This window comes from Wolbachia endosymbiont of Culex quinquefasciatus Pel (assembly GCF_000073005.1).
In the GTDB taxonomy this organism is placed as follows: domain Bacteria; phylum Pseudomonadota; class Alphaproteobacteria; order Rickettsiales; family Anaplasmataceae; genus Wolbachia.
In genome coordinates this window covers 604,833-618,944 of sequence record NC_010981.1, presented here as the reverse complement: position 1 = coordinate 618,944, position 14,112 = coordinate 604,833, and the positions used below count along the sequence as shown (strand labels likewise).

The following is a 14,112-nucleotide window of genomic DNA, read 5'->3' as shown; positions in this document are numbered from 1 at the left end:
TCAATTTAGTGCTTTAATGTTTCTGATGAAGGGAAGGTATTATCCTTATTTTCTATGGAGGTAGACACACTAATTTCGTTATTATCATCAATTGAAGTAATAGGGTGCATCAAAGCAACTTTTATAACTTCATCAATATTCTCAGCAAAAATTACATTGATTTCTTCTTTTATATTTGCAGGAATCTCTTGCATATCTTTCTCATTTTCACTTGGTATAATCACAGTTTTGATTGATCCTCTTAGCGCAGCAAGCAATTTTTCTCTCAAACCCCCAATAGCCAACACTCTACCACGCAATGTTACTTCACCTGTCATAGCAACACTTTTGTTAACTGGTATATTTGTCATAAGAGAAACAATAGATGTACATACTGCACTGCCAGCAGAGGGACCATCTTTTGGCACAGCACCCTCAGGTACATGCAAATGTATATCATTATTTTGAAATTTTTCGGGTTTTATACCGAAAAATAAACAATTTGATCGCACATAACTATACGCAGCTTTTATAGACTCTTGCATAACCTCTCCAAGCTTTCCTGTGTATTTTATTTCCCCCTTGCCCGGAATTAGGACTGACTCTATCATTAAAATATCACCACCTGTTTCAGTATAGGCAAGACCAGTTACTATCCCTACCAAACTCTCATTTTCTGCAATGCCAAAGGTATACTTACGTACCCCTAGATAATCTTGTAAATTACCAGTCTCTACGGATATTTTCTTATTTTTATCAGTTAATATTGCTTTAACTGCCTTTCTCATGAGTTTTGCAAGTTCCCTTTCCATGCTTCGCACGCCGCTTTCACGTGTATATAAACGTATCAACTCGTATAATGCTTCATTGGTTATTTCCCACTCCTTCTGATGCAAACCATGCTCTTTTTTTAATTTTGGAATAAGGTGATGTGTAGCAATACTGATCTTCTCGTCTTCGGTATACCCAGATAATTGTATAATTTCCATCCTATCACGCAAAGGATGCGGTAAATTTAAGCTATTTGCTGTGGCTACAAACATTACACTTGAAAGATCAAACTCAACTTCCAAGTAATGATCTGTAAAATGTTTATTGTGCTCAGTATCCAAAACCTCAAGTAATGCAGATGCAGGATCACCACGCGAATCAGAACCCATCTTATCTATTTCATCAAGCAGGAAAAGCGGGTTGCATGAATTAGCTTTTTTCATGTGTTGAATGATTTTACCAGGCATTGAGCCAATATAAGTTTTCCTGTGTCCTCGTATTTCAGACTCATCACGTATACCACCAAGAGATATGCGAACAAAATCTCTTCCTACTGCTTTTGCCATAGACTTAGCTAAAGAAGTTTTACCAACACCAGGTGGTCCAACTAAGCAAAGTATAGGACCCTTTATCTCTTTTACTCTCTTTAATACTGCTAAAAATTCTATTATTCTATCTTTTACTTTCTCTATGCCATAATGATTTTCATCTAAGATTTTTTTAGCCGCATTTAAGTTAATTTTTGCATCTTTGTACTTTCCCCATGGCAAATCAAGCAACCAATGCAAGTAACTAGATATAACTGTTGCTTCAGGAGAAATGGGATTCATTTTCTTATATCTCTTTAAGTCAGTTATGGCTTTCTCTTTTGCTTCCTCAGAAAGCTTTGTTTCATTTATCTTTTTTTCAAATTCATTGAGTATATTCCCTTCATCTCCATTTTCAAACTCACCTAATTCTTTCTGTATAGCTTTTAATTGCTCATTAAGGTAGTAAACTTTTTGAGTACTTTCAACCTGTGATTTAATTGTCTTATACAAGCGGTTTTGTGCACTCAAAATACTTATTTCTCTCTCAATAAGAGCAAAAACTTTTTTTAAACGTTCTTTTGGGTTATAAACTTCAAGTATGTTTTGCTTATCTGATACCTTTATATTTAAGTGCGAAGCTATCATATCTACAATTTGATTAACCTCTTTAACTTGATCAATGGGGTCAATAATAATCTCGGGTCGACTTTTCTTGCTTAGTTTACACCAATTGTCGAATGCATCTATAACAGAACGCCTTAAAGCTTCTAAATCAATATTATCTTCATTTTCTCCATACTCATAATGACCATCTAACGCTACTCTGGCCTGTAACAAAGTGTGAGAGCTAATATATTCTATAACTCTTCCCCTTCTTACCCCATGAATCATGACTTTTACTGCATTGTCAGGCAGTTTTATTAATGGTTGTATAATGTTTGCTAACACGCCTACTTCATAAAGATTCTCTGGCTCTGGATTATCAATAGAACCATCTTTTTGTGCTATGAGAAAAATCTCGTTTTGGTGACTACTGCTACTTATTGCATATTCTAGTGCATGAACAGATTTTTCTCTACCTACGAATAAAGGCAACATTATATTTGGAAAAATTACTACATCTCTTAGAGGTAATACTGGTAATACAGTAGAATTAAAGTTTACAGCACGTCCAATACTCATAATATATGCCTCAAATTAATCATTAACCGTTATAACACTACCCTTATTATTATGATTAATCGTCACTTTGCCTAATTCTACCATTTTCTTAGTAACCGTTATAGTGCTACCTTCAAAACCTCCGTTGCCGGATATATACATAACATCAAGCAAAAGTGACTCTAAGATAGCACGTAACATCCTTGCACCTGTTTTATAGCTTATAGCTTTTTTAGCAATAGCTGATATTGCTTCATCTGAAAACTCAAGGTTTACTTTACTAAATGCAAGCAATGCTTTATATTGTTTTACTAGCGCATTTCTTGGCTCTGTCAACACATGTATTAAATCTTCGTGATCCAGCTCATCTAGAACAGCAGTTATTGGAACTCGTCCTACAAATTCGGGTATCAAACCGAATTTGATTAAGTCCTCAGGTTGAGCATCGCGTAAAGCATTTTTTTTCTTTTGTGCTTTAGACTGACTTATATCTGCTCCAAAGCCAACTGATGTTCCCTTTTTTCTTGCCTCAATAATTTTATTTAGGCCTTCAAAAGCTCCTCCACAAATAAATAGTATATTACTAGTATCTACTTGTATAAACTCTTGTTGCGGGTGTTTTCGCCCTCCTTGTGGCGGAACATAAGCAACTGTACCCTCCATAATCTTAAGCAGAGCTTGCTGGACCCCTTCACCTGAAACGTCACGGGTTATTGAAGTGCTTTCAGATTTTCTTGTAATCTTGTCTATTTCATCGATAAACACTATACCATGCTGTGCCTTTGCAACATCATAATTTGCAGCTTGTAATAGACGTGACAACACGCTTTCTACATCATCACCTACATAACCTGCCTCAGTCAAAGTTGTCGCATCGGCCATAGCAAATGGCACATCTGAAACTTTAGCAAGTGTTTTTGCTAGCAAAGTCTTACCAGAACCAGTAGGGCCAATAAGCATTATATTTGACTTCTCAATTTCAATATCACTTATAGAATGAAGTTGCACCATGGATTGACAATGGTTATACATAGCCACAGATAAAACGTGTTGCGCATGTTCCTGACCTACAACATGCTTACTAAGAAAAATTTTTATATCTTCAGGTTTCTTTAGTAATAGCTTCATATCAGATATATGATCTGAATTAAAAGCTCTCTCTTTCTTTTGACTTATTGCTTTATGGGATAACTCTATGCATTCATTACAAATGAACACCTTTAAACCATCTGAAGAGTTAGTAATCAATTTATCTACTTCGTTTTGTGCCTTGTTACAAAAAGAACAGTAGTGTAAATCATTATTGTTATCCATTAAACTACCTTTTGTTTAACTTTAATATTTTCAATCTTCATATCTTTACGCTCAGCTATTACTCTGTCAATTAAGCCAGTTTTCATTGCTTCTTCAGGATCCATGAATTTATCTCTTTCCATCATTTCTTCAATTTTTTTTAGTGAATTTCCAGTATGTTTTTCATAAATTTGATTTAATTTTTTCTTAACTCGCAAAATTTCATTAGCATGTATTTCTATATCAGTTGCTTGCCCATGATAACCACCAGATGGCTGATGTATCATAATTCTTGAATGAGGTAGCGAGTAACGTTTACCCTCCGCACCAGCTGTAAGCAACAAAGAACCCATAGATGCAGCTTGACCTATACACAAAGTTGAAACGTCTGGATTTATATACTGCATTGTATCGTAGATCGACAAACCAGCAGTTACAACACCACCTGGTGAGTTAATATACATACAAATGTCTTTATCGGGATTTTCCGATTCTAAAAATAAAAGCTGTGCTACTATTACGCTGGCCATGTTGTCTTCAATAGGGCCAGTTACGAAAATTATTCTTTCTTTTACTAGCCTTGAATATATGTCATAAGCCCGCTCACCGCGACTAGTTTGTTCAACTACAATTGGTATAAGAGTCATACCTTATTCCTATCAAATATTATCAAATAATTCCTTTAATTCTTTCACAGAAACAATCTGTTCTTCTTTACTAGCTTTTTCTATCATATAATCCGTCACTTTATACTCAAGCGCTTGCCCTCTAACTAATTCCTGAAATTGTCCATCTGATTTAAAATGTTTAAATACCCTGTCAAATGATACATCTTTACTGACATATTGATTTACAATAACATTCATAATATCACTTTGAGTTAATGATATTTCATGTTCTTTACTGAACTCCATGAATAGCATTGCAAGCTTTACGCGTCTTTCAGCTTCTTTACACGAATCATCTTTAGCATTCAACTCTCTTTCCACTCTCTGCTGTTCCTGTTTTACTACTTCTATAGGCAAATCAAAACTATAACTAGCATCCAAACAATCAAATAGCTCTTTCTTAATTAAGAGATCTTCCATTTCTTTACACTGATTATCAATTACTTCTTTTACATGATCTATTAGCGAAGAATGATCTTCAAAACCAATTCTCCTAGCTATTTCATTATCACTTTGCAAATCTTTGGCAATCTGAATGTCATTAACTCGAACAGAAAAAGCAGCCTCCTGTCCCGCAAGGGAAATTACCTGGTAATCTTCAGGAAATCTCAACTTAAAGCTTTTTGTTTCCCCTTTTTTCATGCCAATTAATTGATCTTCAAAACCATTTATAAATGTTCCAGATCCTAAATTAACAGTAAAATTTTTGCCACTTCCACCTTGAAAGAGCTTATTTCTAATTCGCCCTTCAAAGTCAATTATCAGTTTATCCTCGTTTTTTGCTTGATAAGAAGCATCATCAACAGAGACAAAGTTAGGAAATTTTGTTTTTATAGAATCAATAAATTCTTTTATGTCTCCCTCTTTGATTTTTGCCTTAACTTTCTTCAAATTTATTTTATCAAGATCTATTACTGGCACTTTTGGCATCGATTCAAAAGATAATTTGTACAGAAAGTCACCTTTTTTATCCTTTTTATCAAGGTTTGGTAATGACATAATATCAACCTTAGGATGGATGTGAGACTTAACTTCGATTTTTTTCATTAAATCACTTGAGCAATAGTCAATCGTATCGTTTATCACATATTCCAAAGCTTCGTTTTTATAATTTGTAATAACAAGATCGTAAGGCATCTTTCCTGATCTAAATCCAGGAAATTTTGCATTCTTCGCTATTTCTTGTAATCTAGAGTTTATCTTTTGTTCTATATAATCACTACTAACTGTGATTTCATACTCATACTTTAGTTTATCTACACTAAGTTCCTTATAGGTATATATATTACTTAATGTATCTGCTTCGACTGCATTTTGAGGTATATTACTAGACATTACAACCTGTTATCAATATTTTATTTATGTTTTAATAAAGCCATTTTACCAGAATTTAAGTTAAATACAATCCTTAAGAACAGGTTCTTATACAAACAAAAGTGTACTTAGTGATTATAAATTTTCTCTTAAAACCTGAGTTACATGACTTTAAGTGCGGATAGAGGGACTTGAACCCCCACGAGCAAGCTCACCAGGACCTAAACCTGGCACGTCTACCAATTTCGCCATATCCGCAAGAACCCTTCATTAACTTATAGATAACCACTTCTGTCATCTTATGCAATTTAAAGATTAGATTTTAGTACCACAGACTGAACTTATAATACTAGTTAACTCCACTATGAATCTAAGCCTGAATTACTTTAACTAACATTATTGAGATAAGTACTGTCTTAGAAATATTCAAGGCTTATTCAATTTATAGTATTTACACAATAAAAAAAGCTTATTAATATTCTTTAATTAAAGCTCTAAACTCTGGAAATTAATAATGAGATTAATAGCAAGCTTCTTACTCGCAATTTTTCTGATTACACAGAGTGGCTGTACGACTCTTGTAAGTGGTATAGTGGTAACAGCAACTGCAGCGGCTACAGCAATAACAATGCAAGATAAATCCTTGGGAAACATTATTGATGATACAACTATAGTAATAAAAATCAATAAGGGACTCTTAAAACACGGACTGTTCTCATCTATAAAAGTTAAAGTGAGTGAAGGAAGAGTATTACTCATTGGAAATGTTGATAATCATGAAAAGCAACTCACAGCAGAGAAAATAGCTTGGCAGCAAAAAGAGATTAAAGAAGTGATAAATGAAATAAGAGTCACACCAATTAAAATGACTTCTATGCTAGATGTTACTGTAGATGGTATGATAACAGCAGAGATAAGCACGAGGCTTCTGGGAAAAAGAAATATTAAATCAATTAATTATAGCGTTAATACAGTTGATAGAGTCGTTTATTTGATGGGTATAGCTCAAAATAAGGCGGAATTAAAAGCTGTAATAGCAATTGCAAGAAAAGTAAAAGGAGTAAAGCAAGTTGTAAGCTATGTGAGATATAGACATAGCAAATTGCGTCATTGATGAAAATTTACTTGAGTGTTAGTACCATGTAGCTAAGCCATAAAACTCCTTTACAAATTTCGTCAGTTCACTCTTATGGTATGTATAACAATGTTACAAAAAATAATATCATAGAATTCAATAGAATAATTCCTAGAAAATCTCTACATACTAAAAAAAGTAAAATGCTATTTAACACTCCCAAGCTTAAGAATAAATAGCAAACATCTATATCTTGTGCGATATGGCGTTTTATTCCTGAGATTTTTTTACCAGCGTCATAGCCTTTTTCTTCATCAGTGTCTGCGTTCTTTACACTCTGAGTGTCAATTATGCAAAAGCTGATTTTTTCTTTCCAAACATTGTTTTGTCGGACCACACTAACTATTTTTTTTAACATGCACTCCAAAATACTTTTTTTTATTTCCTTTTACTTTTTCACTCCATTTTTGAAATAATCATAACAATTGCGCCATTTTGGAAACTCTTTTGGTAGCATCCTCCACTGATAACCACTTTTTAGGGCGTACAACACTCCGCAAAATATATCATACAAATCAAGTTTTCTTGGTTTTGTTTTTTCCACAAGACTCCAGATCTGGTGAAATAATCTCAAACTTCTCTCGACTTATGTCACTTGGGTATACACTCCTAATATATCCTAATTTATACACTCTATTTCTTACTTTATGTCTTTCTTGAGATTATGAACAGGTTCTTAGAAAGCTAGCGTTCTACTAGTCATGTTCTTTATCTTGCTTTACAACAATGCATCTTTTCATTCCAGCCAAGTCGTATACGTATTCCTGAAAAGCCAGTCCATATAAGGGTATTATTTTGTCAATATTGCTTTGATCTTCGCCTATTTCCAATATCGCAAACCCATCTTTTTTAAGGCACTTTTTCAATATTGGAAAAATACTCAGGTAACAGCTCAATCCATCGATACCGCCATCAAGAGCAATTCTTGGCTCTTTTTGCACTTCAGCTTGCAGATCTTTTAACTTACTTCTTTTAATATATGGAGGATTGCTTATTATGAGATCAAATAAATCTCTGCATTCTATCCACGAATTTGGAAATATTTTAGCTCTGTTGAGAAGATTATGTTTCTTTGTGTTCTGGTAGGTAATTTTGTATGCTTCCAGGCTTTTTTCAAAACCAACTCCAATAGCATATTCATACTCACTAAGTACGGAGATCAACAAACAGCCTGTGCCTGTGCCAAAATCTGCAATTTTTATTTTTTGCTTCTTATTTTGGTAATATTTTAACACTGTTGAAATTACTGTCTCACTATCTGGTCTTGGATCTAGAACATGTTGGTTAACTATAAAATTTTTACTCCAGAATTCACGATTACCTATTATTTGCGATATTGGATATCTTTCTGCTCTTTTTTTTGTTAATTTCCAGAATAGAAGTTCTTTGTTTCTTGGTACCTGATTGGTGTGATTCATGATTGTGAATGATCTTTCTACTCCAAGTACGTACTGCATGATGATTTCACAATCCAAATGTGGTGATTCAATTCTATGTGATGATAGTAGCTTTGACCCTTCTTTAATTAAAGCGCTGATTGTTTTCATTATTCTAAAAACGTGTTCCTTGTATGCAAGAACAGCAAAATTGAGTATAGAATTTTGAACTTAGGGTAGCTGCATTAAATCTAAGTGTCAAGAGTAGGATTGTAAAAATCATCCGGCTTTACTGGTAATTCGGTTAGTTCGGTTGGTATTTTTGCATTAATGTTAGAAGCTCTTGGCTCTATTATAAGCATTATTTTCTGCATATTCTTTGATAGCCATCACAGTATATTACTTGTTCCATATCTATATTAATTCGACCACAGCAAGTGATAATTTCTTAATATTAAAACCAATATGCGCTTTAGCATATAATTATCAGTAGCTTTCAAAGCAATTGGGCTGAGATTATTAGAGTAGTAATGTTTATTTTTATATTGACTATTGAGGTTTATTATTTTATAACTAAGACTTAGTTGTTTTCAGAGTTTTAAATTTACAGTATATGCCTACGATAAATCAATTAATATGTAAGGGTAGATCAGGGTTAACTCGCAAGAAGAAGGTGCCAGCTTTGGGAAAATGCAATCCTCAAAGAAGGGGTGTTTGCACTAAGGTATATACTACAACTCCTAGAAAGCCTAACTCAGCACTACGTAAGGTAGCTAGAGTAAAGATTAGTGGATACGGTGAAGTGACGGCTTATATACCTGGCGAAGGTCATAATTTACAAGAGCATTCCGTTGTTTTAATACGTGGTGGGCGAGTTAAGGATTTGCCGGGTGTACGTTATCACATAATAAGAGGTGCTCTTGATCTACGTGGTGTGCAAAATCGAAAGAAAGCCCGTTCGAAATATGGTGTAAAGAAATCTGGTTAAAATTTATGGCACGTCGTAATAAAGCAAAAAAAAGAACAAGCCCTGACTCTCGTTATGGTAGTGTCTTGCTTATGCGTTTTATTAATATAATTATGAAATGTGGTAAAAAGTCTATTGCAGAAAAGATTGCTTATAGTGCTTTGTCCTTAGCTGAAAAGAAAATAGGCAAAGATGCCTTATCAATTTTTGAAACAGCAGTAGAAAATGTTACCCCTTCTATAGAAGTACGCTCTCGGCGTATTGGTGGTGCAACTTATCAAGTCCCTGTTGAAATTCGTCAAGATAGAGCAATTTCTTTGGCATTAAGGTGGATTGCTAGAGCAACTTCTGCTGCTCGCAAAAAGAGTGGTAGAACTACTGTTTATTGTTTGCAGTCTGAAATATTAGATGCTTATAATAAATGTGGTGGTGCATTTAAGATGTGTGAAGAAAAGTATAAAATGGCTGAAGCTAATAAGGCATTTTCTCATCTTCGTTTTTAATATTAGCTGATTGATTGTGGTATGGAAGTTTTAATATCTAGGTATAGAAATATAGGAATAATGGCTCATATAGATGCTGGCAAGACCACCACAACAGAGCGTATTTTATTTTATACTGGTAAACAAAATAGGATTGGTGAAGTGCACGATGGTGCAGCTTCTATGGATTGGATGGAGCAAGAGAAGGAGCGTGGCATTACAATTACCTCTGCTGCAACAACATGTTTTTGGAATGATCATAGGATTAATATAATAGATACTCCTGGTCATGTTGACTTCACTATTGAAGTTGAGAGATCTTTGAGGGTTTTGGATGGTGCGGTTGCTGTATTTGATGGAGTTGCTGGAGTTGAGCCTCAGTCTGAGACAGTTTGGCGTCAAGCTGATAAATATAACGTTCCTCGTATCTGCTTTGTTAATAAAATGGATAGAATCGGGGCAAATTTTTATCGATGTGTCGATATGATAAAAACGAAGCTTGGCGCATCACCTTTAGTTATTCAGTTGCCAATAGGAAGTGAGAAAGATTTTAAAGGCATAATCGATCTTATTTCTATGAAAGCTATTATATGGCAAGAAGAAACATTAGGCGCTAAATTTTCTTATGAAGATATTCCTTCTGATTTGCTTGATAAAGCTCAAGAGTATCGAAATCTTTTATTAGATGCTGCAGCTGAAATGGATGATGAGGCGATAAATACTTACTTTGAATCTAACGATCTGCCAATTGATTTGTTGAAAAAGTGTGTGAGAAGCGGGACCATTAAAGGAAAATTTGTCCCTGTATTATGTGGGTCAGCTTTTAAAAACAAAGGCGTGCAATCACTTTTAGATGGTGTGGTTGATTTTTTACCCTCTCCTATTGATGTTGATGTAATTATTGGAACTGATCCTAAAGATTCAGAAAAGAAAATTGAGATCAAACCTTCAGAAAAAGAGAAATTCGTTGCTCTTGCGTTTAAAGTGATGACGGATAAATTTGTAGGTAGCTTGACGTTTATTCGTATTTATTCCGGTAAGTTAAAATCTAAATCTGCTGTGTTAAATGCTGGAAAGAATGAGACTGAAGGAATTGGTAGAATGTTGCTTATGCATGCAAATAACAGAGAAGATATAAACGAAGCTAAAGTTGGTGATATAGTTGCCTTAGTTGGATTAAAGAAAACAATTACTGGTGATACTTTATGTTCATCTGATTTTCCTATACTATTAGAGCGTATGGAATTTCCTGATCCTGTTATTGAAATTGCTATAGAACCGAAAACCACCTCAGATCAGGAAAAATTAGGTGTTGCTTTGAATAGATTGGTTGCAGAAGATCCTTCTTTAAGGATGTCAGTAAATGCAGAGAGTGGGCAGACTATATTGAAAGGTATGGGTGAGCTGCATCTTGAGATTATTATTGATAGAATGAAGCGCGAGTTTAATGTTGAAGCTAACGTTGGTGCGCCTCAAGTTGCATATCGTGAAACTATCACTAAATCTGTTGAAATTGATTACACTCATAAAAAACAATCAGGTGGTGCTGGTCAGTTTGCTAAAGTTAAAATAAAATTCGAACCTCTTGAGCCTGGTTTTGGCTTTCAGTTTGAAAGTAAAATTGTAGGCGGTGCTATTCCAAAAGAGTATATACCTGGAGTGCAAAATGGCTTAGAGTTGATAAAAGAAGGTGGTATAATTTCCGGCTTTCCATTGATTGATTTTAAGGCTACTCTTCTTGATGGTGCTTTTCATGATGTTGATTCTAGTCCTTTGGCTTTTGAACTTGCTGCTAAAGGTGCTTTTAAGGAAATGGCAAATAAAGCTGGTCCAAAAATGCTAGAACCTATAATGAAAGTGGAAATCATTACTCCTGAAGAATATATGGGTGATGTTATGGGTGATATAAATAGTAGAAGAGGCAGTGTTGTTGATATGCTGGATTTAGGTAATAATAGCAAAATAATTACTGCTTCGGTTCCTCTTGCAAATATGTTTGGTTATATAAATGTTTTGCGTTCTATATCTCAGGGAAGAGCTCAGTATAGTATGCATTTTTCTTGTTATGAACAAGTGCCACAATATGTGGTTGATGAGTTAAAGTTAAAGTATAATTAAAGGTTAGTAATTATGACAGCGATAGTAGAAGCATTTGGAAAGCCGCATGTAAATGTGGGAACGATAGGACATGTGGATCATGGGAAGACAACGTTAACAGCGGCGATAACAAAGCATTATGGTAATTTTGTAGCATATGATCAAATAGATAAAGCGCCAGAAGAAAGAAAGAGAGGGATAACAATAGCAACAGCGCATGTTGAATATCAAACAGAAAAGAGACACTATGCACACGTTGATTGCCCTGGACATGCTGATTATGTAAAGAATATGATAGTAGGTGCAGCACAGATGGATGCAGCGATATTGGTAGTGTCAGGGGTTGATGGGCCGATGCCACAAACGAGAGAGCATATATTGCTGGCAAAACAGGTGGGTGTTGGATATATCGTGGTATATATAAATAAAGCTGATGTTGCTGATGCTGATATGATAGATTTGGTAGAGATGGAAGTGAGAGAGTTGCTGAGTAAGTATGGATTTCCAGGTGATGAAGTGCCTATGATAGTTGGGTCTGCGTTAAAAGCATTAGAGGATGATAGTAGTGAGTATGGAAAGAAATCAATAGATAAATTGATGGAGAAGTTAGATGAGTATGTGGCAGTACCTCCAAGGCCTATAGATTTGCCGTTTTTGTTGCCAATAGAAGATGTATTTTCAATATCGGGCCGAGGGACGGTAGTAACAGGAAGAATAGAGAAGGGGGAGATAAAGACAGGGGATGAGATAGAGATAATAGGTCTGAAAGCGACGCAAAAGACGATATGTACTGGTGTTGAGATGTTTAAGAAGTTGCTAGATAAGGGAAGTGCAGGACTCAATGTAGGAATACTACTAAGAGGAACAAAGAGAGAAGAAGTGGAGAGAGGGCAAGTATTGGCAAAACCAGGGACAATAACCCCGCATAAGAAATTTAATGCGGAGGTGTATATATTGAAGAAAGAAGAAGGAGGAAGGCATACACCATTTTTTGGAAATTATCAGCCACAGTTTTATTTAAGGACAACGGATGTAACTGGGAGCATAAAATTGCTAGATGGAAAGGAGATGGTAATGCCAGGGGACAATGTAAGTATAGAAGTGGAGTTGCAAGTACCAATAGCAATGGATAAAGGATTACGTTTTGCGATAAGAGAAGGTGGTAGAACTGTTGGTTCTGGCGTTGTTTCGGAAATTTTAGAGTAAACTTTGAATTATAGGAGTGTAGCTCAATTGGTAGAGCGCTGGTCTCCAAAACCAGAGGTTGTAGGTTCAATTCCTATCGCTCCTGCATTAATATTATGGTAGAAATGTTAAAAAACCTGTATGTTTTTTTTTGCGATATAAAGCAAGAAATAAGGAGAATTGCTTGGATAAAAAAACAGCAGGTATTGTCATCTTTGTTTATTGTAATAACTGTTATATTATGCTTTTCGATTTTCTTTTGCTTCGTAGATTTTATGTCTCTTTACGTAATTAAGACTTTATTTGGAATTATTTATGGAATATAAGTATAAATGGTATATCATTAAAGTCGATTATGGGTATGAGAAGGATATATGCGAGTTGGCAACCAATACTGTTTACTTTAAGGAGGTGTTTATTCCTTATCAGACAGTATGTGATGTAAAATCTGATATAAAAGAGTTATGTGAAGTATATATATGTATGCATCTGTGTGATGAAAGCAAAAATATTTTGAATCAAATGACTGGGTTTTGTGGTGATGAGTCTGGTCATTTTGAGATGATTTCAGATGATGAGGTAATTTTAAAACGTAAGGAATTTAATAGATATAAGTGGTACATTTTAAGAGTTGCCTCTAATTATGAAGAGAAAGTGCGCCAATATATATTAGAAAATTCTATGAGATTGAATATTAATAATTATTTTAATAGGGTTTTTATTCCTTGTGAAGAATTAAGTGAGATGGATTTAAAATCTAAAAAAAATGCTAAACGAAGGAAGTCCTTTCCTGGTTATGTCTTTTTATACATGAATTTATGCGATGAGGTATTAAATTTTATTAATAATATACCAAAATCTCTTAAGGTTTATGGATTTTTGAAAAATGGTAATGTTCCAAAGGTGATTGAGGATAATGAGATTCGCTCAATGTGTAGTGCGCTTTACAATGCTCAAGAAACGAAAAAGTTGAGTTATGGTTATGAGAAAGGTGAAAAAGTAAAAATTAATGATGGTCTTTTTCAAAATTTTACTGGTAAGGTAGATATGGTAAATGATGAGAAAAAAATTATTAATATTGAAGTATCAATCTTAGGTAAGCCAACAATAATAGAGCTTGATTTGGCTCAAGTAGAGAAAATAGAGGATTAATT

General features: G+C 34.4%; 13 protein-coding genes, 2 tRNA genes and 1 pseudogene. 8 read left to right on the top strand and 8 right to left on the bottom strand.

Going from position 1 to position 14,112, the window contains the following annotated elements; all coding sequences use genetic code 11:
- Nucleotides 1–5 precede the first annotated feature (5 nt).
- The 5 genes from lon to WP_RS02805 form a co-directional block, all read right to left on the bottom strand.
- Nucleotides 6–2,462 (bottom strand): endopeptidase La, encoded by a 2,457-nt coding sequence (lon, locus tag WP_RS02825; RefSeq protein WP_007302001.1) that lies wholly within the window; start codon nucleotides 2,460–2,462, stop codon nucleotides 6–8.
- Nucleotides 2,463–2,477: 15 nt separating this feature from the next.
- Nucleotides 2,478–3,755 (bottom strand): ATP-dependent Clp protease ATP-binding subunit ClpX, encoded by a 1,278-nt coding sequence (gene clpX / locus WP_RS02820; RefSeq protein WP_007302000.1) that lies wholly within the window; start codon nucleotides 3,753–3,755, stop codon nucleotides 2,478–2,480.
- Nucleotides 3,755–4,381: an ATP-dependent Clp endopeptidase proteolytic subunit ClpP gene (clpP, locus tag WP_RS02815; RefSeq protein WP_007301999.1), complete on the bottom strand. Its 627-nt coding sequence runs from the start codon at nucleotides 4,379–4,381 to the stop codon at nucleotides 3,755–3,757. The genes clpX and clpP overlap by 1 nt, the downstream gene beginning before the upstream one ends.
- A 12-nt stretch (nucleotides 4,382–4,393) precedes the next feature.
- The gene (gene tig, locus WP_RS02810; RefSeq protein WP_007301998.1) at nucleotides 4,394–5,737 is read right to left on the bottom strand and encodes a trigger factor; all 1,344 of its coding nucleotides are present in this window, start codon (nucleotides 5,735–5,737) and stop codon (nucleotides 4,394–4,396) included.
- 155 nt (nucleotides 5,738–5,892) lie between these two features.
- Nucleotides 5,893–5,974, bottom strand: a tRNA-Leu gene (locus tag WP_RS02805).
- A 256-nt stretch (nucleotides 5,975–6,230) separates the two neighbouring features.
- On the opposite strand from WP_RS02805, the gene WP_RS02800 reads away from it, so the two are divergent.
- The gene (locus tag WP_RS02800; RefSeq protein ID WP_012481858.1) at nucleotides 6,231–6,830 is read left to right on the top strand and encodes a BON domain-containing protein; all 600 of its coding nucleotides are present in this window, start codon (nucleotides 6,231–6,233) and stop codon (nucleotides 6,828–6,830) included.
- Between the two features lie 211 nt (nucleotides 6,831–7,041).
- Here WP_RS02800 and WP_RS07890 read toward each other — a convergent pair.
- The 3 genes and pseudogenes from WP_RS07890 to WP_RS07805 all read right to left on the bottom strand — a co-directional run.
- Nucleotides 7,042–7,465, bottom strand: a pseudogene (locus WP_RS07890) (transposase); the annotation flags it as partial.
- Nucleotides 7,466–7,546: 81 nt separating this feature from the next.
- A complete protein-coding gene (prmC, locus tag WP_RS02790; RefSeq protein ID WP_007301995.1) occupies nucleotides 7,547–8,398 on the bottom strand; it encodes a peptide chain release factor N(5)-glutamine methyltransferase in 852 nt (283 codons plus the stop codon).
- Between the two features lie 80 nt (nucleotides 8,399–8,478).
- Entirely contained in the window at nucleotides 8,479–8,601 is a 123-nt protein-coding gene (locus tag WP_RS07805) for a hypothetical protein (RefSeq protein WP_019078684.1), read from the bottom strand.
- A 239-nt stretch (nucleotides 8,602–8,840) separates the two neighbouring features.
- Here WP_RS07805 and rpsL point away from each other — a divergent pair, with 239 nt between their 5' ends.
- The 7 genes from rpsL to nusG all read left to right on the top strand — a co-directional run bounded on the left by rpsL (nucleotide 8,841) and on the right by nusG (nucleotide 14,110).
- Nucleotides 8,841–9,215 carry a 30S ribosomal protein S12 gene (rpsL, locus tag WP_RS02785; RefSeq protein WP_010406837.1) on the top strand — a complete coding sequence of 125 codons (375 nt, stop codon included), beginning with the start codon at nucleotides 8,841–8,843 and terminating at the stop codon, nucleotides 9,213–9,215.
- 5 nt (nucleotides 9,216–9,220) lie between these two features.
- Complete coding sequence (gene rpsG, locus WP_RS02780) at nucleotides 9,221–9,697, top strand: 30S ribosomal protein S7 (protein ID WP_006014699.1); 477 nt, start codon at nucleotides 9,221–9,223, stop codon at nucleotides 9,695–9,697.
- Nucleotides 9,698–9,718: 21 nt separating this feature from the next.
- On the top strand, nucleotides 9,719–11,794 hold the full coding sequence (fusA, locus tag WP_RS02775; protein ID WP_010406835.1) for an elongation factor G: 2,076 nt from the start codon (nucleotides 9,719–9,721) through the stop codon (nucleotides 11,792–11,794).
- A 12-nt stretch (nucleotides 11,795–11,806) separates the two neighbouring features.
- On the top strand, nucleotides 11,807–12,979 hold the full coding sequence (tuf, locus tag WP_RS02770; protein WP_007301992.1) for an elongation factor Tu: 1,173 nt from the start codon (nucleotides 11,807–11,809) through the stop codon (nucleotides 12,977–12,979).
- A 12-nt stretch (nucleotides 12,980–12,991) separates the two neighbouring features.
- A tRNA-Trp gene (locus WP_RS02765) sits at nucleotides 12,992–13,064 on the top strand.
- A gap of 10 nt (nucleotides 13,065–13,074) precedes the next feature.
- Complete coding sequence (secE, locus tag WP_RS02760; RefSeq protein ID WP_012481857.1) at nucleotides 13,075–13,284, top strand: preprotein translocase subunit SecE; 210 nt, start codon at nucleotides 13,075–13,077, stop codon at nucleotides 13,282–13,284.
- Nucleotides 13,274–14,110: a transcription termination/antitermination protein NusG gene (nusG, locus tag WP_RS02755; RefSeq protein WP_010406831.1), complete on the top strand. Its 837-nt coding sequence runs from the start codon at nucleotides 13,274–13,276 to the stop codon at nucleotides 14,108–14,110. Before secE ends, nusG begins: the two co-directional genes overlap by 11 nt.
- The last annotated feature ends 2 nt before the right edge of the window (nucleotides 14,111–14,112 follow it).

What these genes read in the sequence shown, in the direction of transcription:
- lon (WP_007302001.1), bottom strand. Translation starts at nt 2,462, where the DNA reads ATGAGTATTGGACGTGCTGTAAACTTTAATTCTACTGTATTACCAGTA.
- clpX (WP_007302000.1), bottom strand. Translation starts at nt 3,755, where the DNA reads ATGGATAACAATAATGATTTACACTACTGTTCTTTTTGTAACAAGGCA.
- clpP (WP_007301999.1), bottom strand. Translation starts at nt 4,381, where the DNA reads ATGACTCTTATACCAATTGTAGTTGAACAAACTAGTCGCGGTGAGCGG.
- tig (WP_007301998.1), bottom strand. Translation starts at nt 5,737, where the DNA reads ATGTCTAGTAATATACCTCAAAATGCAGTCGAAGCAGATACATTAAGT.
- WP_RS02800 (WP_012481858.1), top strand. Translation starts at nt 6,231, where the DNA reads ATGAGATTAATAGCAAGCTTCTTACTCGCAATTTTTCTGATTACACAG.
- prmC (WP_007301995.1), bottom strand. Translation starts at nt 8,398, where the DNA reads ATGAAAACAATCAGCGCTTTAATTAAAGAAGGGTCAAAGCTACTATCA.
- WP_RS07805 (WP_019078684.1), bottom strand. Translation starts at nt 8,601, where the DNA reads ATGCAGAAAATAATGCTTATAATAGAGCCAAGAGCTTCTAACATTAAT.
- rpsL (WP_010406837.1), top strand. Translation starts at nt 8,841, where the DNA reads ATGCCTACGATAAATCAATTAATATGTAAGGGTAGATCAGGGTTAACT.
- rpsG (WP_006014699.1), top strand. Translation starts at nt 9,221, where the DNA reads ATGGCACGTCGTAATAAAGCAAAAAAAAGAACAAGCCCTGACTCTCGT.
- fusA (WP_010406835.1), top strand. Translation starts at nt 9,719, where the DNA reads ATGGAAGTTTTAATATCTAGGTATAGAAATATAGGAATAATGGCTCAT.
- tuf (WP_007301992.1), top strand. Translation starts at nt 11,807, where the DNA reads ATGACAGCGATAGTAGAAGCATTTGGAAAGCCGCATGTAAATGTGGGA.
- secE (WP_012481857.1), top strand. Translation starts at nt 13,075, where the DNA reads ATGGTAGAAATGTTAAAAAACCTGTATGTTTTTTTTTGCGATATAAAG.
- nusG (WP_010406831.1), top strand. Translation starts at nt 13,274, where the DNA reads ATGGAATATAAGTATAAATGGTATATCATTAAAGTCGATTATGGGTAT.